We start from the raw sequence: 20113 nt of genomic DNA, 5'->3' as shown, positions 1-20113 counted from the left end.
AACCGCTGGAGACGCCCGGTGAGTTCCCCAGATCCACAGGTTCGCGCAGCGCGAAACGGCCCGACCGCCTCCGCGGCGCGCGGGCCCGTCGTCGCGGTCACCGGTGCCGCGTCCGGCATCGGCGCGCTGCTCACCGCGAGGCTCGCCGCCTCGGAGGAGATCAAGCAGGTCATCGCCATCGACGAGCGGCGCGGCGAGTGCGCCGAGGCGCGCTGGCACATCCTGGACGTACGGGATCCGGCCATCGCGGACAAGCTCCGCGGGGCCGACGTGGTGGTCCATCTCGCGCTCGACCTCGATCTGGAGACCGATGCCGCCGCCCGGACGGCCTACAACGTACGGGGCGCCCAGACGGTGCTGACGGCCGCCGCGGCCGCCGGAGTGCGCCGCGTGGTGCTGTGCACGTCGGCGATGGTCTACGGGGCGTTGCCGGACAACGAGCTGCCGCTGTCCGAGGACGCGGAGCTGCGGGCCACGGCGGAGGCGACGGGCGTCGGCGACCTCCTGGAGATCGAGCGGCTCGGCCGCCGGGCGCCCAGGGCGCACCCGGGGCTCAATGTCACGGTCGTGCGTCCCGCCGTACTGGTGGGAGGCACCGACACCGCGCTGACCAGGTACTTCGAGTCGCCCAGGCTGCTCGTGGTGGCCGGCTCGCGGCCCGCGTGGCAGTTCTGCCACGTCGAGGATCTGTGCAGCGCCCTGGAGTACGCCGTCCTGGAGAAGGTCGACGGCGAGCTGGCCGTCGGCTGTGACGGGTGGCTGGAGCAGGAGGAGGTCGAGGAGCTCAGCGGGATCCGGCGGATGGAGCTGCCGTCGGCGGTCGCGCTCGGCGCGGCGGCCCGGCTGCACCGGATCGGTCTCACCCCGTCCCCGGCCGGGGACCTGGCGTACACGATGTACCCCTGGGTGGTGAGCGGGAGCCGGCTGCACGACGCCGGGTGGCGGCCCGCGCACACCAACGAGGAGGTGCTCGCGGAGCTGCTGGAGGAGGTGTCCGGCAGGCACACGGTCGCCGGCCGGCGGCTGGGGCGCAAGGACGCGACGGCGGCGGGCGCCGCAGGAGCGACGGTGGCCCTGCTGGGCGCGGCCGCGGTGGTGCGACGGGCGCGCAGGGCCCGGCGCCGGATCTGACGTGCCTCCCGGGGGCTCCGCACGGGCACGCGCGCGTACCGGGCGGTGACGCCGTTCCGCGTTGTCGCCGGCGTGGGGCACGATGGGGGCATGGCATCCACGCACGAACACCCGGGTGAGCAGGCCGCACAGGACCCGATCAAGCTGATCTCGATCCGCGACACGCCGCTGTCCGTGGACGAGGTCCTCCGCGCGGTCGGGGACGACGCGGCCGGCGGGACGGCGCTGTTCGTGGGGACCGTGCGCAACCACGACGGGGGCGCCGACGTCGACGAGCTCGGCTATTCGTGCCACCCCAGCGCCGAGGACGAGATGCGGCGGATCGCCGAAAAGGTGGCCGCCGAGTACCCCGTTCGGGCGCTGGCCGCCGTGCACCGGGTGGGGGACCTCCGGGTCGGTGACCTGGCCGTGGTCGTCGGCGTGTCGTGCCCGCACCGGGGGGAGGCCTTCGAGGCCTGCCGGAAGTTGATCGACGACCTCAAGCACGAGGTGCCCATCTGGAAGCACCAGAGATTCTCCGACGGGACCGAGGAATGGGTGGGGGCCTGCTGAGCAGGCCCGGACCTCCGGTTGCGTAACCCCACCCCTGGCGTGAGCGTTGTCACTGCTGATGGTTAATCTGCTGATCAGTCAGTGTTGCGGACGCTCATGGGGTTGGGAGGTCGGCATGGCGGCGCTTGCCTGGTTGCTGATTCCGCTTGTGGCCGCGATCGGAGCGGGACTGTGGGGCAGTTGGGCCAATCGCACCCGCAAGGTGCGGGGGGACGGCCCCGAACTCATCGGTTACGCCCGGTTCCGCGAGGCCATGGAAAAGTCGCACTCGGGTAGCTGAAGGCCAAAGAACAGCAGGTCACAGCATACGAAGCGAGCAGGGCCGCCCGTCCGGGCGGCCCTGACGGTGCGCTGACAGGCATGTCCCGTACTGTCGAGGCATGCCACGCCGCACCGCGACGATGCTCGCCTCCACCCTGATGCTGATCGCGCTCCTGTGCGCGGGAGTCTTCATCCCCGTGCCCTACTCGGAGATGTCCCCGGGGCCGACGGTGAACACGCTGGGCGAGCACGACGGCGAGCCGGTGCTGCAGATCGACGGTCACAAAACCTACCCGGCGGACGGTCACCTCAACATGACCACGGTGCGGGTCACCAGCGCCGACTACCGGATGAACCTCGTCGAGGCCGTCTACGGATGGCTCGCGCACGACAACAAGGTCGTTCCGCACGAGACCCTCTACCCCGACGGCAAGACGGAGGAGGAGTCCACCCAGGAGAACGCCGAGGAGTTCAGCCAGTCCCAGGAGAGCGCCAAGGTCGCGGCCCTGAGGGAACTCGACGTCCCGGTGGAGTCCTGGGTGATCGTCTCCACGGTGGTCAAGGGGTCCCCGTCCGAGGGCAAGCTGCACGCGGGCGACGTGATCAAGGCCGTCGACGGCAAGGCGGTGAAGGAGCCGGCCGACGTCGCCGAGCGGGTGACCGAGCACGAGCCGGGCGAGGACGTGGTCTTCACGATCGTGCCGGCCAAGGAGCAGGCCGCCGCCGAGAAGGAGGACCGGACGGCGACGAGGACCGAGAAGGTGACGATCACCACCACGGCCTCCGAGGACGGCGGCGAGAAGCGCGCCATCGTCGGGATCTCCGCCGGCACCGACCACACCTTCCCGTTCACCATCGACATCAAGCTCGCCGACGTCGGCGGGCCGAGCGCGGGCCTGATGTTCGCCCTCGGCATCTACGACAAGCTCACCCCGGGCAGCCTGACCGGCGGCGCGTTCGTCGCCGGCACCGGCACGATCGACGACGACGGCAAGGTGGGGCCGATCGGCGGGATCCAGATGAAGACGGTCGGCGCGCGTGACAAGGGCGCCGAGTACTTCCTCACGCCCGCCGACAACTGCGCGTCCGCCGCCGAGGACACCCCCGAGGGCCTCACCCTGGTGAAGGTCGACACCATCGGTGACGCCCTGGACGCCCTGAAGGACATCCGCTCCGGCGACACCTCGGACCTGCCGAGGTGCACGGCCTCCTGACCGGCCCCGCTACTCCTCGAACGTCGCCGCCAGCGCCTGAGCCAGGCCCGGCACGAGCTCGGAGCCGGTGAGGACCTCCGTGGCGGAGTCCTTCTCCCGCAGCCGCAGAGCCGACTCGCGGGCCCCGTCGCGCAGCACCGCGACCGTCATCCGGACCTCCTGACGCTCCGGGTGCCGCGCCACCCACTTCGTCAGCGCGGCCTCGTCCAGGTCCTCGGGGACCTGGGCCTCGGCCGACGGCGGCAGCATCAGCCGTTCCACGGTCAGGGCACAGCCGGTCACCGCGTCGGGCCAGGCGATGGTGCCCAGGAACTCGTCGAGCGGCTTGCCCGTTGGAATCTCGTCCTGCTCGATCGGGGTGAGTGCGGTCGTCTCCTGCTCGTCGCCCAGACCGAGCCGGTCCGCGAGCGAGGGCTGTTCGGCCCGCAGCCGGGCGGTGTCGACGAGGGCGAACAGGCGGGCGGGCTGGTCCCAGCCGAGGCCGGAGACGTACTCGTCGATCTCGAGCACGGCCCGGGTGAGCGGGTTGGCCGCCATGGGTGTGTTGGACATGGTCACAATCCTCTCTCGTTCCCGGCCGGAATCGGGAACCGAGTAAAGGGTGAGTAAGTTGCATAGGTGTGGGCCTGCGAACACGGGGGACCACACACGGTCCGTGAAGACGCGGGCCTGACGAATCAACAGCGAACTTCGAGGTGCCTACCTTGGCTTTCCAGATGCCGGACCGCGGCGGAGGCCCGACGGGGCCACGGATCAGAGTGGGCCGCCCGTCCCGGCGGGTCCGGACCCTGCTCATGACACTGGGCGTCCTGGCCGTCCTCGGCATGGTGTTCACCATGTTCGCGGGCTTCTGGACCGACTGGTTGTGGTACCGCTCGGTCAACTACTCGTCGGTGTTCACGACGACCCTGTGGACCAAGATCGGACTGTTCTTCGTCTTCGGTCTGCTGATGGCCCTCGCGGTCGGCTTCAACGTCTGGCTGGCGCACCGGATGCGGCCGCCGCTGAGCGCCATGTCGATGGAGCAGCAGAACCTCGACCGGTACCGGATGGGCATCGCCCCGTACAAGAAGTGGCTGCTGCTCGGCATCACCGCGCTGGTGGGCCTGATCGCCGGCGCCTCGGCGTCGAGCCAGTGGCGGACCTGGCTGATGTGGGTCAACGGCGTGTCCTTCGGCCAGAAGGACCCGCAGTTCAAGCTCGACGTCTCCTTCTACGCCTTCGACCTGCCCTGGTACCGGTTCCTGCTCGGCTTCGGCTTCGCCGCCACGATCCTGGCGCTGATCGCCGCCGCGCTCACCCACTACCTGTACGGCGGGCTGCGCATCACCAGCCCGGGCGCGCGCGCCACGGCCGCGGCCACCGGACACCTGTCGGTGCTCCTCGGTGTCTTCGTCGCCCTGAAGGCGGTCGCCTACTGGCTCGACCGGTACGGACTGGCGGTGAAGTCCAGCGACTTCAGGGCCACCGACAGCTGGACGGGCCTCAGGTACGTCGACGCGAACGCCTATCTGCCGGCCAAGACGATCCTGTTCTGCATCGCCGTGATCTGCGCGCTGCTGTTCTTCGCCACCCTGTGGCGGCGCACCTGGCAGCTGCCCGTGATCGGCTTCGGCCTGATGGTGCTGTCGGCGATCCTCATCGGCGGCCTGTACCCGGCCATCGTGCAGAAGTTCCAGGTCCAGCCGAACGAGCAGGCCAAGGAAGCGCCGTACGTCGAGAAGAACCTCAAGGCCACGCGTGAGGCCTACGGCATCGACGACTCCAAGGTCACCGACTACCCGGGCACGAGCCAGACCGAGGACAAGACCCGGCTGCGGGACGAGGTCACCGACACGGCGAGCATCCGGATCATGGACCCGAACATCGTCTCGCCGACGTTCCAGCAGCTCCAGCAGATCAGGAACTACTACGCGTTCCCGACCAACCTGGACGTCGACCGGTACCCCATCGGCGGCGAGGAGCAGGACACGGTCATCGGTCTGCGCGAGCTGAACCTCGACGGCATCCCCAAGCGGAACTGGATCAACGACCACTTCCGCTACACCCACGGGTACGGCGTCGTCGCGGCCGAGGGCACCAGCGTGGACTCCGGCGGCCGTCCGGACTTCATCGAGTCCGACCTGCCGTCCAAGGGGGACCTCCCGGAGTACGAGCAGCGCGTCTACTACGGCGAGCGCACCACCACGTACTCGATCGTCGGCGGTCCCCAGAAGGAGATCGACTACTCCGACGAAAGCGGCGAGAAGACGTACAGCTACCGGGGCGACAGCGGGGTCGACCTCGAGAACCCGGTCAACCGGGCCGCCTACGCGGTCGCGTTCGGCGAGCCGCAGATCCTGTACTCCGGGGCGATCGGCGAGGGGTCGCGGATCCTGTACAACCGCACGCCCAAGGAGCGCGTCGAGGCGATCGCCCCGTGGCTGACCATCGACGGTGACGCCTACCCGGCGGTCGTGGACGGCCGCATCCAATGGATCGTCGACGCCTACACCACCACCAACGGCTATCCGTACGCGTCGCGGACGACCCTCGGAGACACCACGGCCGACTCGCTGACCGCCACCAACGACCAGCGTGCGGTGGTGGCCCAGCAGAACCAGGTCAACTACATCCGCAACTCGGTGAAGGCGACCGTCGACGCGTACAGCGGCGAGGTCAAGCTCTACCAGTGGGACACCCAGGACCCCGTCCTGAAGACCTGGATGAAGGCGTTCCCGGACACGGTGGAGCCGAGGACCGAGATCTCCGGCGAGCTGATGGCCCACCTGCGGTACCCGCAGGACCTGTTCAAGGTGCAGCGCGAACTGCTGACCCGCTACCACGTGAAGGACGCCACGACGTTCCTCTCGGGCAGCGAGGTGTGGCAGGTGCCGGACGACCCGACCAACAAGACGGGCGACGCGGTGCCTCCGTACTACCTGAGCATGAAGATGCCCGACCAGGACGAGCAGACCTTCTCGCTCACCACGACGTTCACGCCGAACGGCCGTGACAACCTCAGTGCCTTCATGGCGGTGAACGCCGATCCGGGCACCGAGGACTACGGCAAGATCAGAGTGCTGAAACTGCCGAGCAGCACCACGGCCGCCGGACCCAAACAGGTCCAGAGCCAGTTCAACTCCGAACAGGACATCGCCGAGTCCATCAGGCTGCTGAGAGGCGGCGACTCCGAGGTCGAGTACGGCAACCTCCTGGCGGTCCCGCTCGACGGAGGACTGCTCTACGTGGAGCCGGTCTACGTGCGCGGTGGCGGACTGAAGTACCCGCTGCTGCGGAAGGTGCTGGTGACCTACGGAGGCCAGACCGCCTTCGAGGACACCCTCGACCAGGCACTCGCCAAGGTCTTCGGGGGTGAGGGCACGACCACCGAGCCACCGGGCGAGGACGAGGGAACCGGCGAGGAGGAGGGCACGACGCCACCGCCGACGTCCGACAACCCCACGGTCCAGGAGGCGCTGAACGACGCCCAGAAGGCCTTCGAGGCCGGTCAGGAAGCCCTGAAGAAGAACGACTGGGAGGCCTACGGCCAGGCGCAGAAGGACCTGGAGGACGCGCTGCGCAAGGCTGAGGAGGCCCAGTCGGCCGAAGGGGGCGGCGGCGGGGAGAGCGGCCCCGCTCCCGACGCGAGCCCGAGCAGTTAGCGAGCAGGCTGGTCAGATGCCCCTCCCGCGCCGTGCTACGGTTGCAACACAACGGCGCGGGGTGGAGCAGCTCGGTAGCTCGCTGGGCTCATAACCCAGAGGTCGCAGGTTCAAATCCTGTCCCCGCTACTCAGGTCGCGAAGTCGGCGACGTCAAAGGCCCGGATTCCTCCAGGAATCCGGGCCTTTGTGATGGGCGAACGCATGTACCTGGGCGAGTGACGGCCGTGCCGCCGACGGGAGTTGGCGGATCTGTGTTTGACTTGTCTCTCTGTGGGCATGTCGACAAAACGCTGTAGTGACCTCACTGACTGCGGTATACCAGGTGTACCCAGGTTGCAGGTGGTGCGACGATGGATGGTATGGGGGACAAGGCAACTCTGTTCAGGACAGGGCGTTTTGTGCAGTCCTCCCCTCGGGAGGAACCCCGCGACGAGACGGGGGAGGCCGCCGACGAGGCGGCCGAGGAATTGCGCCGGCGGATCGCCGCCGAGGCCGGCGACGTCGAGGCGATGAGCGTCCTCGGCGCCATGCTGCTGCGCCGCGGTGATCTCGACGGAGCCGAACCCCATCTGCGTGCCGCCACCACCGCGGGCGACCGCGCCGCCGCCAACAACCTGGGTGTCCTGCTGCACCAGCGGGGTTACGCCGACGAGGCCGCGGGCTGGTGGCGGATCGCCGCCGTGGCCGGATCCACCGCGGCGGCCCACGCGCTCGGCCGCCACCACCGGGAGCGGGGGGACGAACCCGCCGCCGAGTACTGGCTGCGCCAGTCCGCCGAACAGGGCCACACCCTCGGCGCGTACGCCCTCGCCGACCTGCTGGAACACCGCGGGGACACGGCCCAGGCCGAGCGCTGGATGCGGGTCGCCGCCGAGCGGGGGCACCGGGAAGGGGCGTACCGGCTGGCCCGCGCGCTGGACCGCAGGGCCGCGCGGGAGGGCGACGACGGTGCCGCGGCGCTGGTGCGGGAGGCCGAGCAGTGGTACCGGCAGGCCGCCGCGCGGGGACACCGCCGGGCCGCGCTGCACCTCGGGACGATCCTGGAGCGGCGCGGCGAGCTCAAGGAGGCCGGCCGCTGGTACCTGACCTCCGCCAAGGACGGCGAGCCCCGTGCCGCCTGCGCGCTCGGCTTCCTGCTGCGCGACGCCGGGGACACCGAGAACGCCGCCGTGTGGTGGCTGCGGGCCGCGCAGGACGGCGACGGCAACGCCGCCAACGCGCTGGGCGCGCTGCACGCCGAGCGGGGTGAGACCCAGACCGCCGAGCGCTGGTACCGGGCCGCGATGGACGCCGGTGACATCAACGGCGCGTACAACCTCGGGCTGCTCTGCGCCGACCAGGGCCGGACCGCCCAGGCCGAGCAGTGGTACCGCCGGGCCGCGTACGCCGGTCACCGCGAGGCGGCGAACGCGCTGGCGATCCTGCTGCTGCGGGCCGGGGACGAGACCGGCGCGGAGCCGTGGTTCTCCAAGGCCGCGGAGACCGGCAGCGTGGACGCCGCCTTCAACCTCGGCATCCTGCACGCGGGCCGGGGCGAGGAGCGGTCCGCGCTGCGCTGGTACGAGCGGGCGGCGGCCGCAGGACACATGGAGGCGGCGCTCCAGGTCGGGATGGCGCGGCTGCGGGAGGGCGAGGAGGGCGAGGCGGAGCGGTTCCTGCGGTGCGCGGCGGGCGGGGGGAGCGCGGAGGCCGCGTACCGGCTGGCGACGGTGCTGGACGCCCGCAGGCCGCCGGAGCCCGCGCACGAGCTGGGGGAGCCGGTGAACCGGCGCAGCGAGTGCGAGGAGTGGTACGAGCGGGCCGCCTCCCAGGGTCACCGGCGGGCGCAGGTACGGGTCGGGATGCTCGCGGCGGCCCGGGGGGACGTGGTGGAGGCGGCGCGCTGGTACCGGGAGGCGGCGGAGGCCGGTTCGCGCAACGGCGCCTTCAACCTGGGGTTGCTGCTGGCCCGTGAGGGCAGTGAGCCGGAGGCGGCCGTGTGGTGGACCCGGGCGGCCGACGCGGGGCACGGGCGGGCTGCGCTGCGGCTCGCGCTGGTCTACGCGCGGCGGGGGGAGCTGGCGGAGGGGCAGCGGTGGGCGGAACGGGCGGCTGAGCTGGGGCCGGCGGCGGTCGCGGAGCGGGCCACTCGGCTGCGGGACGCGCTGCGTGAGGAACTGTCCGCGTGAGGCGGCGCCGGGCTGAGCGGGGTGTTGCGCGGCCCGGCGTCTGCGGGGCGCCTCCCCCGCTCTCGGTTTCGCTCGAGCGGGGAAGGGACTCCCATCGCCCACCCGTGCCGCCCTGGGGGTACCTCCCGGGCCCTTGAGGCGTTGGGGAGGCACGACTGCCCGCGGCTACGCGGCGGGGTGGTGCGGCTGTCCGCCGTGGCGTGTGGAAACGGATTTGCTTCTGTCGGACGTCTTGACGTAGTGTTCCATTCATCGACGCGGGGTGGAGCAGCTCGGTAGCTCGCTGGGCTCATAACCCAGAGGTCGCAGGTTCAAATCCTGTCCCCGCTACTGAAGGCCGAGGGCCGGAATCCGATAGGGTTCCGGCCCTCGGTGCGTACGGCGTATCCGGACGGCAGAAGAGAAACCCCGGCACCCATCGGTGCCGGGGCTCGCTCGTATGTCTCAGGCGGCCGCGCAGTTCGGGCAGACTCCGCGGTACGTCACCTCGACGTCGGAGACCGTGAAGCCGAAGCGCTCCGTGTCAGGGAGGTCGGCCAGCGGATTGCCGGTCGGGTGGACGTCGCGGATCGCGCCGCACCGCGCGCACACCAGGTGGTGGTGGGGGCGGTGGGCGTTGGGGTCGTACCGCTTGGCCCGCTTGTCCGTGGCGACCTCCAGCACCTCACCGAGCGAGACCAGCTCGCCCAGGGTGTTGTAGACGGTCGCCCGGGAGATCTCGGGCAGCTTGGCGACAGCCCTGGCGTGCACCTCGTCGGCCGTCAGGTGGACGTGTTCGCCGTCGAGGACCTCGGCCACGACACGGCGCTGCGCGGTCATCCGCCATCCACGTCCACGGAGCCGATCCAAAAGGTCACTCATAGGCACCAGCCTAGCAGCAAGGGGACAGAAATCCCGAATGGGTGTGACTTTGGAGCTTTGTTTGACTTAGACATTGTCCATTGTAGGATCGGGGTCGGACTTGGCCAAGGCACGGTTTGGTCAGCAAGGACGCAGGAGGCGCACGTGACGCAGGGACCGCTCACCACGGAGGCCGGTGCCCCGGTTGCCGACAACCAGAACAGCGAGACCGCGGGCGTCGGCGGCCCGGTCCTCGTTCAGGACCAGCTCCTCATCGAGAAGCTGGCCCACTTCAACCGCGAGCGCATCCCGGAGCGCGTGGTGCACGCCCGCGGTGCCGGCGCCTACGGCACCTTCACGGTGACCGCCGACGTCACGCGGTACACGCGGGCCGCGTTCCTCTCCGAGGTCGGCAAGGAGACGGAGACCTTCCTGCGCTTCTCGACGGTGGCCGGCAACCTGGGCGCCGCGGACGCCGTGCGCGACCCGCGCGGTTTCGCGCTGAAGTTCTACACCGAGGAGGGCAACTACGACCTCGTCGGCAACAACACCCCGGTGTTCTTCATCCGGGACGCGATCAAGTTCCCGGACTTCATCCACACCCAGAAGCGCGACCCGTACACGGGCTCGACGGAGGCGGACAACGTCTTCGACTTCTGGGGCCTGTCGCCGGAGTCCACGCACCAGGTGACCTGGCTGTTCGGTGACCGCGGCATCCCGGCGTCGTACCGCCACATGGACGGCTTCGGCTCGCACACCTACCAGTGGAACAACGAGGCCGGCGAGGTCTTCTGGGTCAAGTACCACTTCAAGACGGACCAGGGCATCAAGAACCTGACCGCCGAGGAGGCCGAGATCCTCGCGGGCAAGGACCCCGACTCCCACCAGCGGGACCTGCGCGAGGCCATCGAGCGCGGCGAGTTCCCGTCCTGGACCGTCTACGTCCAGGTGATGCCGGCGGCCGAGGCGGCCACGTACCGCTTCAACCCGTTCGACCTGACCAAGGTCTGGCCGCACGCGGACTACCCGCTGATCGAGTTCGGCAAGCTGGAGCTCAACCGCAACCCGCAGAACATCTTCGCCGAGGTCGAGCAGTCGATCTTCAGCCCCGCCCACTTCGTGCCGGGCATCGGTCCCTCCCCGGACAAGATGCTCCAGGGCCGCCTCTTCGCGTACGGCGACGCCCACCGCTACCGCGTCGGCATCAACGCCGACCACCTGCCGGTGAACCGCCCGCACGCCACCGAGGCGCGCACCAACTCCCGTGACGGCTACCTGTACGACGGCCGCCACAACGGTGCGAAGAACTACGAGCCGAACAGCTTCGGCGGCCCGGTCCAGACCGGCCGTCCGCTGTGGCAGCCCGTCCCGGTGACCGGCGTCACCGGTGAGACGGTCACGCCCGTCCACGCCGAGGACAACGACTTCGTCCAGGCGGGCAACCTGTACCGGCTGATGACGGAGGAGGAGAAGGAGCGCCTGGTGAACAACCTGGCGGGCGCCATCTCCGGGGTCACGCGCGACGAGATCGCCGCCCGCGCGATCAACAACTTCCGCCAGGCGGACGAGGACTTCGGCAAGCGGCTGGAGGCCGCGGTCCAGGCCCTGCGCGGCTGATTCCAGCGCTGGACCGCTTGTCGAAACACGGGCCGGACCCCCTCGCGGGGTCCGGCCCGTTCCGCATGCCACTACGCCGGCACCCGCTGGACCGGCCGCTGAGGCGCCCAGCAGCGGATGATGTCGCGGACCGAGACCACGCCGGCGGGCTCGCCCCGGTCGAGGACGATCAGATGGCGGAAACCGCCGTGGGCCATGGCGGTGGCGGCCTCCTCCAGGGTCCAGGACGGGGCGGCGAACACGACGTCGGCGGTGGTGTGGGCGTGGGCGTGCTCGGTGTCGGGGTCCTGGCCGAGCCCGACGGAGTTGAGCACGTCCCGCTCGGTGAGGATGCCTATGCCGGTGCCGTCGGGATCGAGGACCACGGCCGCGCCCACCCGGCGGGCGGACATCAGGGCGGCGGCCTGGCGGAGGGTGTGGGCGGGGCCGATGGTGAGGACCACGGTGCTCATGGCGTCACGGACGAGCATGGATGGAGCCACCTCCTACCGGAAAACGCGAGGTCACGGGCGTGGAAGTCCGATCGTTCGCGATTTCACAAGTTCACAAGTGGGGGGACTCTCAGAGTGGCAGGTAAAGCGGGGGTCAACAAGAGGGCGCGTGCGGCCGGCCGGGGGCGCGCACGCTCACCCCGTGCCGCTCAGTAACGCTGGTTGAGGTACCCCAGCAGCTCGTCGTGCAGCAGCCCGTTCGACGCGGCCGCGTTGCCGCTGTGCGGCCCCGGGCGGCCGTCGAGCCCGGTGAAACTGCCGCCCGCCTCCGTGACCACGATCGCGGTGGCCGCCATGTCCCACAGCGACAACTCCGGCTCGGCGCACAGGTCCACCGCCCCCTCGGCGACCATCATGTACGGCCAGAAGTCGCCGTACGCGCGCGTGCGCCACACCTCGCGGGTGAGGTCGAGGAAGCCGTCCAGGCGTCCCTGCTCCTCCCAGCCGCTGAGCGAGGAGTACGCGAAGGAGGCGTCGGACAGCTCGGAGACGCGGGAGACCCGCAGCCGGGAGGCCGACGACAGACTGCGGCCGCTGAAGGCGCCGTGCCCCCGCGCGGCCCACCAGCGACGGCCGAGGGCGGGGGCGGAGACCACCCCGACGACCGGCTGGAAGCCCCCCTCGCCGGCCTCCATCAGGGAGATCAGCGTGGCCCACACGGGAACCCCGCGCACGTAGTTCTTGGTGCCGTCGATCGGGTCGATCACCCAGCGCCGGGGCCCCGTGCCCTCCACCCCGTACTCCTCGCCCAGGATCGCGTCCCTGGGGCGGGCGCGTTTGAGGTGGCCGCGGATGAGTTCCTCGGCGGCCTTGTCCGCCTCACTCACCGGAGTCATGTCCGGTTTGGTCTCCACCTTGAGGTCGAGAGCCTTGAACCGTTCCATCGTCGCGGCGTCGGCGGCGTCCGCCAGGACATGGGCGAGACGCAGGTCGTCGAGGTAGTCGGGCATGCAACGAACGGTATCCGCCGAGGTCGGTGCGGGGCCACCGGGGGGAGGGGCCCGAGAACCCTTGACAGTGCCCGACGGCGCGTCAAATCTAACCGCGAGGTCGGCCGCTCGCCCCGAGGGAGGCGAAGATGCCCACAGCGCGGGAAGCCCTGCTGGACGCCGCTTACACGGCACTGGCGCGTCGCCCGTGGTCCGCGGTGCGGATGGTGGACGTGGCCGCCGCGGCCGGGGTCTCCCGCCAGACGCTGTACAACGAGTTCGGCAGCAAGGACGGCCTCGCCCGGGCCCTCGTCCGCAGGGAGGCCGACGGCTACCTCGCCGGCGTCGACCGCGCCCTCGCCGGCCACTCGGACCCGCGCGACCGGCTGACCGCGACCGCCGAGTGGATCACTGCCGGCGCCCGTGGGAACGCCCTGGTCCGCGCCATGCTCACCGGCTGCTGGGACGCCCGCCTGCCCGCCCCGGGTCTCGCGGCCGTGGCGTCGGGATCCGCCGCGCCCGCGCAACGCCGCGCCGACGGCCCGCTGCCCTCACCCACCGACCTCGTCGCCCTCGTCCGTGACCGTGCCGTCGCCGTCCTGGCCGGCCCCGGCGTCCCCCGGTCCGACACCGCCGACCTGGCCCGCTCCTGCGAGCTGGTGGTCCGCCTCGCCCTGTCCTGCGTCGTCGCGCCCCCGGCCGGCACCGGCGTCGCCGACCTGGTGCGCGGCGCCCTGCACCGGCCCTCGGCGGTGTTGTAGCGGGGCTCAGTGCGCGGACCCCGACAACTGCAGCCCGATCACGCCGACGATCACGAACGTGATCGACACGATCTTCAGCGTCGACACCAGGTCCCCGAGGAACACCATCCCGTAGATGGCCGTCCCCGCCGCTCCGATGCCCGTCCACACCGCGTACGCGGGCCCCACGTCCAGCTTCTTCAGCGCCAGCGTCAGCAGCCCGAAGCTGCCCAGCGCGAACGCGCAGAACGCGACGGTCGGCCACAGCCGGGTGAAGCCGTGCGACAGCTTCAGGCACACGGCGAAGCCGGTCTCGAGCAACCCGGCCACTATGACCAGCAGCCACGCCATGTGTCGTCCTCCCGCATTCCCCACATACAGTGACCGCTTCGCCAGGTTCGGCGGGTTCGGGTCCGGCTCGGTGCGATTATGCACTTACCGCCCGGCGGTCACGACAAACAACGCGGAGGTCAGTCGCCCTCCGTGCGCTCCCGCGTCGCCAGCAGCCGGCGCAGCGAGTACAGCCGCGCCGGATCCGCGTGCCCCCCGGCCACCCACGCGTCCAGCGCGCAGTCCGGCTCGTCGTGACCGCACGCGCGCGGACAGCCCTCCGTGCCCGGCTCCAGATCGGGGAAGGCGTGGATCACCCGGGACGGGTCGACGTGGGCGAGCCCGAAGGACCGCACCCCCGGCGTGTCGATCACCCAGCCCTCGGCGCCCGACAGCGGCAGCGCCAGCGCGGACGTCGTCGTGTGCCGCCCCCGCCCGGTCACCGCGTTGACATGTCCGGTCGTACGCCGCCGCTCCTGCGGCACCAGCGCGTTGACCAGCGTCGTCTTGCCGACCCCGGAGTGCCCCACGAACGCGGTGATCCGGCCGTCCAGATGCTCCCGCACCCGGTCCGCCGCCTCGCCGCTCTCCAGTTCCGCGCGGCTGGTCACGACGTACGGGATGTCGAGGTCGCCGTAGAGCTCCAGCAGCTTGTCCGGCGGCGCGAGGTCCGACTTGGTCAGCACCAGCAGCGGCTCCAGGCCGCCGTCGTACGCCGCGACCAGGCAGCGGTCGATCAGCCGCGGACGGGGCTCGGGGTCGGCGAGGGCGGTGACGACGGCGAGCTGGTCGGCGTTGGCGACGACGACCCGCTCGTAGGGGTCGTCGTCGTCCGCGGTACGGCGCAGCACCGACGCGCGCTCCTCGATCCGCACGATCCGCGCGAGCGTGTCCTTCTTCCCGGACAGGTCGCCCACGATCGCCACCCGGTCGCCGACCACCGCCGCCTTGCGGCCCAGCTCGCGGGCCTTCATCGCCAGCACGGTCCGGTCGTCGACGAGGCAGGTCAGCCGGCCCCGGTCGACGGTGAGGACCAGTCCCTCGGCCGCGTCCTCGTGTTTGGGCCGGATGTGGGTGCGCGGCCGGTTGCCCTTGCGGTTGGGGCGGGAGCGGATGTCGTCCTCGTCGGTGTGCTTGCCGTAGCGGCGCATGGTGAACCCCTACGCCCCGAGCATCCCGGTCCACAGCTCGGGGAAGTCCGGCAGGGTCTTCGCCGTCGTCGCCACGTTCTCGATCCGCACGCCCTCGACCGCGAGGCCGATGATCGCGCCGGCGGTGGCCATGCGGTGGTCCTCGTAGGTGTGGAAGACCCCGCCGTGCAGCCGGCGCGGACGGATGTGCAGGCCGTCGGCGGTCTCGGTGACGTCACCGCCGAGCTCGTTGATCTCCTTGGTCAGCGCGGCCAGCCGGTCCGTCTCGTGCAGCCGCAGGTGGGCCACGCCCCGCAGGGTCGACGGGGAGTCCGCGAGCGCCGCCACGGCCGCGATGCCGGGCGTCAGCTCGCCGACCTCGCCGAGGTCCACGTCGATGCCGTGGACCGACCCGGAGCCGGTGAACACGAGCCCGAACTCGGTCAGCTCGCAGGAACCGCCCATCTCGGTGAAGATCTCCCGCAGCCGGTCACCGGGCTGGGTGGTACGGGCCGGCCAGTCCGGGATCACGACCTTGCCGCCGGTCACCAGCGCCGCCGCCAGGAACGGCTGGGCGTTGGACAGGTCCGGCTCGACGGTCAGGTCCCGGCCCAGCAGGGCGCCCGGCGTGACCCGCCAGACGTTCGGCTCGCCGCCCGACTCGGGGGTGTCCACCTGGGCACCCACCGCGCGGAGCATGTCGACGGTCATCCGGATGTGCGGCAGGGACGGCAGCGTCGCGCCGGTGTGGCGGACCTCGACGCCCTGGTTGAAGCGCGGCGCCGACAGCAGCAGGGCGCTGACGAACTGGGAGGACGAGGACGCGTCGACCTCCACGGTGCCGCCGTCCAGGGCGCCGCCGCCGTGCACGGTCATCGGCAGCGCGCCACGCTCCTCGTCGTCGATCCGGGCGCCCAGCCGGCGCAGCGCGTCGATGACGCCGTTCAGGGGACGCTCGTACGAGCGGGGGTCGCCGTCGAAGCGGACGGGGCCGTCGGCGAGGGTGGCGACCGGGGGCAGGAACCGCATCACCGTGCCGGCGTTGCCGACGTCGACGGTGGCCGGACCGCGCAGGCCCGTGGGGAGCACCCGCCAGGCCTCGCCGGTGCCGTCCGGGCCGACGCCCTCCTCGATCTCCACGCCCATCGCGCGCAGCGCGCCGGCCATCAGCAGCGTGTCGCGGGAGCGCAGCGGGCGGCGCAGCCAGCCCGGCTCGGAGGCGAGGGCGGCGAGGACGAGGGCGCGGTTGGTGACCGACTTGGACCCAGGCACGTGGACCGTCGCGTCGACGGCTCCGCTCGCGTGCGGGGCGGGCCAGAGGGCGGTGTGCGTGGGGTTCGGGGCCATGGCCCCACTTTATAAGGAGCCCGGGAGGCGGGCTGTGTTTCGGGTGCGGCCACGTGGCGGCCCGGCGCACCCGCGCGGCGGAGCCGCGGGCCGCACCGCGTGCGGGGCGGGCGAGGACGGCCCGGCGCACCCGCACGGCGGCACGGTCCCGGGCCCCCTTCGGGCCGGCTGCTCGCGCCTCGCCGGCAGCGCGCCGTGGCCTACAGGTCCAGCAGCCACCTGCCCCCGCCCAGCAGGGAGCACAGCGACACCGCGTGGAACAGGAAGAACCACAGCCCCGCCGGGACGTGCGTCAGCCTCGACAGCTGGTCCGCGTCCGAGTCCCCCGCGCCGCCGCGTGACCGCTTGGCCTGGAGCTCGAAGGCCGGGCGCACTCCGCCCAGGAGCAGGAACCAGACCACGGCGTACGCGAACGCCGCCTGCACCTGGGGCCCGGTCAGCCAGGACACCAGGACGAACGTGCCGCCCGTGACCAGCACCGACACCGCCCCGTACGCGTTGCGGATCATCACCAGCATCGCCACCAGCAGCGCCGTGGCCAACCACAGCAGCAGCGTGATGCGGCCGGCGCCGAGCAGCGCGGCGCCGCCCAGGCCCAGCAGCGGGGGAGCGGTGTAGCCGGCGGCGGCCGTGAGGATCATGCCGATGCCGTGCGGTTTCCCGCGGCTGACGGTCAGGCCGCTGGTGTCCGAGTGCAGGCGTATCCCCGTCAGCGTGCGGCCGGTGAGCAGCGCCACCAGCCCGTGCCCGCCCTCGTGGGCGATCGTGACGGCGTTCCGGGACAGCCGCCACAGCCCCTGCGGTACGACGACGACGGCCGCGGCGACCAGGGTGGCGACGACCACCCACACGTCCGGGTCGGGCTGGGTGCCGGAGACCTCGTCCCAGAGGGAGGCGAATGAGGCGGACGCGGTACTGACCATGCTTTCCATCTGTTTCCGATTGCTCCCTCTGCCCGGGCGTGCGGAGTCTGGCAGTGTTGCACGTATGTGCGGACGGTATGCAGCGAGTCGCAGGCCCGAGGATCTCGCGGAAATCTTTGAAATCGCCAAGTGGGACCCGGAGGAGACCCTGGAGCCCGACTACAACGTGGCGCCGACCAAGGAGGTCTACGCCGTACTCGACCGTGCCCTGAAGGACGCGGCGGACCCGCGCCCGGTTCGGCAGCTGCGGAAGCTGAGGTGGGGCCTGGTGCCCTCCTGGTCCAAGACGCCCGAGGGCGCCGCCCGGATGATCAACGCCCGCGCGGAGACCGTCCACGAGAAGCCGTCCTACCGCCGCGCCTTCTCCTCCCGGCGCTGCGTCCTGCCCGCCGACGGCTACTACGAGTGGGTCACCGGCAAGCAGGAGCGGGACCTGGAGGTCGAGGGGAAGAAGAAGCGGCCCCGCAAGCAGCCCTACTTCGTGACGCCGGCCGACGGCTCGGTGTTCGCCATGGCCGGGCTGTACGAGTTCTGGCGGGACCGGACGCTGCCGGACGACCACCCCCAGGCCTGGTGGGCGACGTGCTCCGTCATCACCACCGAGGCGGAGAGCGGCCCGCTCGCCGCCTCGCCGGCGGACGGCCCGCGCACCCTCGCCGAGATCCACCCGCGGATGCCGCTGATGCTCACGCCGGACCGCTGGGACGCCTGGCTGGACCCCGCCCGCACGGACGTCGAGGAGCTGCGCGGACTGCTCGCCCCGCCCCCCTCCGGCCTGCTGCGCGCCTACCCGGTCGCCACGGCCGTCAGCAACGTCCGCAACAACGGACCCGAGCTGCTGACCGAGCTGGCCGCGCCGGAAGAGGGCACACTCTTCTGACGTGACCCCCGACACGGCAGACACGACCGTCACCACCGAGACCGTCGAGACGGAGGCGGGCCCCGCCCGCATCACCTGGCACCGCGCACGTCGGCGCGCCCGCTTCGTCCTCGCGGTGGGCCACGGCGCCGGCGGCGGCATCGAGGCCCGGGACCTGAAGGCGCTCGCCGCCGGGCTGCCCGCGCACGGCGTGACCGTCGCCCTGGTCGAACAGCCCTGGCGGGTGGCCGGCAAGAAGGTGGCCCCCGCGCCGAAGACCCTCGACACCGGCTGGCGCGGCATCTGGCCCGCGCTGGCGGAGCCGGGCCTGCCGGTGGTCTCGGGCGGGCGCAGCGCCGGCGCCCGCGTCGCCTGCCGCACCGCCGCGGAACTCGGCGCCCACGCCGTCCTCGCCCTGAGCTTCCCCCTGCATCCGCCGGGCAGGCCCGAGAAGTCCCGCGCCGCCGAGCTGCTCGGCGCCGGCGTGCCCACCCTCGTCGTCCAGGGCGGCAACGACCCGTTCGGCAGGCCCGGGGAGTTCCCCGAGGGGAGGTTCGAACTGATCGAGGTCCCCCACGGTGATCACGGCTTCGCCGTGCCCGCGCGGGCGGACCTGACACAGGAGGAGGCCGTGACGGTGATCACGGACGCGGTCGTGCGGTGGACCGCCTCACTCGGGTGAGGCACCGGGAATGCCCGCGCGGATCCCGCTGTTGGGACGGACGTACATGCCGGTCAACGGCATCGCCGTCGTAGGAGAGGAAGTCCGCCGCATGGGTTCGACCTTCTGCCCGAGTCGCAGTGCCCGCGCCGATCTGGACTGGACGGTGCTGCACGCGGCCAAGACCGCCCCTGTTCGGGCGGCGGGCGGACCGGATCGTCGTCTATCCTCCGATTCGGGTGAGGCCGCCTTCGGTCTCACGACAACTCTGGAGGAGGTGGGTCCGGTTCCCGGTACCGGCGCAGGGACCGAACACGGCCAGGCGGAGCAGCCCGAGGGCCGGGGCGGCACGGGCGCGGAGTCGACCGCGGAGCGCAGCGCGCGCTTCGAGCGGGACGCGCTCGAGTTCCTCGACCAGATGTACTCGGCCGCCCTGCGCATGACGCGCAACCCGGCCGACGCCGAGGACCTGGTGCAGGAGACGTACGCCAAGGCGTACGCGTCCTTCCACCAGTTCCGCGAGGGCACCAACCTCAAGGCGTGGCTGTACCGGATCCTCACCAACACCTTCATCAACTCGTACCGCAAGAAGCAGCGCGAACCCCAGCGCAGCGCGGCCGAGGAGATCGAGGACTGGCAGCTCGCGCGCGCCGAGTCGCACATGTCCACGGGTCTGCGCTCCGCGGAGTCGCAGGCGCTGGACCACCTGCCCGACTCGGACGTCAAGGAAGCGCTCCAGGCGATCCCGGAGGAGTTCCGCATCGCGGTGTATCTCGCCGATGTCGAGGGCTTTGCCTACAAGGAGATCGCGGACATCATGGGGACACCCATCGGTACGGTGATGTCCCGGTTGCACCGCGGCCGCCGTCAACTGCGCGGCATGCTGGAGGACTACGCGCGTGAGCGCGGACTGGTCCCGGCCGGCGCCGGAGAGTCGAACGAAGCGAAAGGCTCGGGGTCATGAGCTGCGGAGAGCCGCACGAGACGGATTGCAGCGAAATCCTCGATCATCTCTACGAGTTCCTCGACCGTGAGATGCCGGATTCCGACTGCGTGAAGTTCGAGCACCACTTCGAGGAGTGCTCGCCGTGCCTGGAGAAGTACGGGCTCGAGCAGGCGGTGAAGAAGCTGGTCAAGCGCTGCTGCGGGCAGGACGACGTGCCGGGCGACCTGCGCTCCAAGGTCATGGGCCGGCTCGAACTGATCCGCTCCGGCCAGGCCGTCCCCGACCAGGACGTCACGGCCTCGCCGGTCGCACCGCAGGAGTCCTGACA

Annotated in this window: 20 protein-coding genes and 2 tRNA genes; 14 read left to right on the top strand and 8 right to left on the bottom strand. The window is 71.4% G+C overall.

From position 1 onward, the window contains the following. Positions 1-18 precede the first annotated feature (18 nt). The 4 genes from ACH5AO_RS12965 (at position 19) to ACH5AO_RS12950 (ending at position 3158) form a co-directional block, all read left to right on the top strand. Entirely contained in the window at positions 19-1131 is a 1113-nt protein-coding gene (locus ACH5AO_RS12965; protein WP_398924291.1) for an SDR family oxidoreductase, read from the top strand. Positions 1132-1221: 90 nt separating this feature from the next. Next, the gene (locus ACH5AO_RS12960) at positions 1222-1683 is read left to right on the top strand and encodes a molybdenum cofactor biosynthesis protein MoaE (protein WP_398924290.1); all 462 of its coding nucleotides are present in this window, start codon (positions 1222-1224) and stop codon (positions 1681-1683) included. A gap of 115 nt (positions 1684-1798) precedes the next feature. Then, complete coding sequence (locus ACH5AO_RS12955) at positions 1799-1963, top strand: hypothetical protein (RefSeq protein WP_398924289.1); 165 nt, start codon at positions 1799-1801, stop codon at positions 1961-1963. A 100-nt stretch (positions 1964-2063) separates the two neighbouring features. Then, positions 2064-3158 (top strand): PDZ domain-containing protein, encoded by a 1095-nt coding sequence (locus tag ACH5AO_RS12950; protein ID WP_398924288.1) that lies wholly within the window; start codon positions 2064-2066, stop codon positions 3156-3158. A 9-nt stretch (positions 3159-3167) separates the two neighbouring features. Here the strand turns inward: ACH5AO_RS12950 and ACH5AO_RS12945 are convergent, their stop codons facing one another. Next, the gene (locus ACH5AO_RS12945) at positions 3168-3710 is read right to left on the bottom strand and encodes a PPA1309 family protein (protein ID WP_398924287.1); all 543 of its coding nucleotides are present in this window, start codon (positions 3708-3710) and stop codon (positions 3168-3170) included. Positions 3711-3874: 164 nt separating this feature from the next. Here ACH5AO_RS12945 and ACH5AO_RS12940 point away from each other — a divergent pair, with 164 nt between their 5' ends. From ACH5AO_RS12940 to ACH5AO_RS12925, 4 genes are all read left to right on the top strand, one after another. Then, positions 3875-6802 carry a UPF0182 family protein gene (locus ACH5AO_RS12940; RefSeq protein WP_398924414.1) on the top strand — a complete coding sequence of 976 codons (2928 nt, stop codon included), beginning with the start codon at positions 3875-3877 and terminating at the stop codon, positions 6800-6802. A 55-nt stretch (positions 6803-6857) separates the two neighbouring features. Next, positions 6858-6931 (top strand) — tRNA-Met (locus ACH5AO_RS12935). Between the two features lie 223 nt (positions 6932-7154). Further along, positions 7155-8972: a tetratricopeptide repeat protein gene (locus ACH5AO_RS12930; protein WP_398924286.1), complete on the top strand. Its 1818-nt coding sequence runs from the start codon at positions 7155-7157 to the stop codon at positions 8970-8972. A 256-nt stretch (positions 8973-9228) separates the two neighbouring features. Next, positions 9229-9302: transfer RNA gene (locus tag ACH5AO_RS12925), tRNA-Met, on the top strand. Positions 9303-9416: 114 nt separating this feature from the next. Here the strand turns inward: ACH5AO_RS12925 and ACH5AO_RS12920 are convergent. After that, a complete protein-coding gene (locus ACH5AO_RS12920) occupies positions 9417-9833 on the bottom strand; it encodes a Fur family transcriptional regulator (RefSeq protein ID WP_391789898.1) in 417 nt (138 codons plus the stop codon). Between the two features lie 144 nt (positions 9834-9977). On the opposite strand from ACH5AO_RS12920, the gene ACH5AO_RS12915 reads away from it, so the two are divergent. Continuing rightward, on the top strand, positions 9978-11429 hold the full coding sequence (locus ACH5AO_RS12915) for a catalase (protein ID WP_398924285.1): 1452 nt from the start codon (positions 9978-9980) through the stop codon (positions 11427-11429). Positions 11430-11500: 71 nt separating this feature from the next. Here the strand turns inward: ACH5AO_RS12915 and ACH5AO_RS12910 are convergent, their stop codons facing one another. Together ACH5AO_RS12910 and hisN are read right to left on the bottom strand one after the other, a co-directional pair. Next, complete coding sequence (locus ACH5AO_RS12910; protein ID WP_398924284.1) at positions 11501-11899, bottom strand: cyclic nucleotide-binding/CBS domain-containing protein; 399 nt, start codon at positions 11897-11899, stop codon at positions 11501-11503. Between the two features lie 170 nt (positions 11900-12069). Further along, entirely contained in the window at positions 12070-12870 is an 801-nt protein-coding gene (gene hisN, locus ACH5AO_RS12905; protein WP_398924283.1) for a histidinol-phosphatase, read from the bottom strand. A gap of 128 nt (positions 12871-12998) precedes the next feature. On the opposite strand from hisN, the gene ACH5AO_RS12900 reads away from it, so the two are divergent. After that, positions 12999-13610: a TetR/AcrR family transcriptional regulator gene (locus ACH5AO_RS12900; protein ID WP_398924282.1), complete on the top strand. Its 612-nt coding sequence runs from the start codon at positions 12999-13001 to the stop codon at positions 13608-13610. Positions 13611-13616: 6 nt separating this feature from the next. On the opposite strand, the gene ACH5AO_RS12895 is transcribed toward ACH5AO_RS12900, so the two are convergent. The 4 genes from ACH5AO_RS12895 to ACH5AO_RS12880 form a co-directional block, all read right to left on the bottom strand. Continuing rightward, positions 13617-13940 carry a multidrug efflux SMR transporter gene (locus ACH5AO_RS12895; RefSeq protein WP_030860215.1) on the bottom strand — a complete coding sequence of 108 codons (324 nt, stop codon included), beginning with the start codon at positions 13938-13940 and terminating at the stop codon, positions 13617-13619. Between the two features lie 119 nt (positions 13941-14059). Then, positions 14060-15070, bottom strand: coding sequence for a ribosome small subunit-dependent GTPase A (gene rsgA / locus ACH5AO_RS12890; protein WP_398924281.1), 1011 nt, complete (start codon positions 15068-15070; stop codon positions 14060-14062). 9 nt (positions 15071-15079) lie between these two features. Further along, positions 15080-16396: a 3-phosphoshikimate 1-carboxyvinyltransferase gene (aroA, locus tag ACH5AO_RS12885; protein ID WP_398924280.1), complete on the bottom strand. Its 1317-nt coding sequence runs from the start codon at positions 16394-16396 to the stop codon at positions 15080-15082. Positions 16397-16596: 200 nt separating this feature from the next. Continuing rightward, a complete protein-coding gene (locus ACH5AO_RS12880; protein ID WP_398924279.1) occupies positions 16597-17319 on the bottom strand; it encodes a M50 family metallopeptidase in 723 nt (240 codons plus the stop codon). A 64-nt stretch (positions 17320-17383) separates the two neighbouring features. Here ACH5AO_RS12880 and ACH5AO_RS12875 point away from each other — a divergent pair, with 64 nt between their 5' ends. The 4 genes from ACH5AO_RS12875 (at position 17384) to rsrA (ending at position 20111) form a co-directional block, all read left to right on the top strand. Next, complete coding sequence (locus tag ACH5AO_RS12875) at positions 17384-18199, top strand: SOS response-associated peptidase (protein ID WP_398924278.1); 816 nt, start codon at positions 17384-17386, stop codon at positions 18197-18199. A 1-nt stretch (position 18200) separates the two neighbouring features. Then, positions 18201-18860, top strand: coding sequence for an alpha/beta family hydrolase (locus ACH5AO_RS12870; protein ID WP_398924277.1), 660 nt, complete (start codon positions 18201-18203; stop codon positions 18858-18860). A gap of 256 nt (positions 18861-19116) precedes the next feature. Further along, a complete protein-coding gene (gene sigR, locus ACH5AO_RS12865) occupies positions 19117-19803 on the top strand; it encodes an RNA polymerase sigma factor SigR (RefSeq protein WP_398924413.1) in 687 nt (228 codons plus the stop codon). Then, positions 19800-20111, top strand: a complete 312-nt coding sequence (rsrA, locus tag ACH5AO_RS12860; RefSeq protein WP_398924276.1) for a mycothiol system anti-sigma-R factor — start codon at positions 19800-19802, stop codon at positions 20109-20111. The genes sigR and rsrA overlap by 4 nt, the downstream gene beginning before the upstream one ends. Positions 20112-20113: the final 2 nt, after the last annotated feature.

The organism is Streptomyces sp. NPDC018964 (assembly GCF_044390325.1).
Lineage (GTDB): Bacteria > Actinomycetota > Actinomycetes > Streptomycetales > Streptomycetaceae > Streptomyces.
The sequence above is the reverse complement of the archived record's forward strand: the minus strand, read 5'-3'. Positions and strand labels throughout refer to the sequence as shown.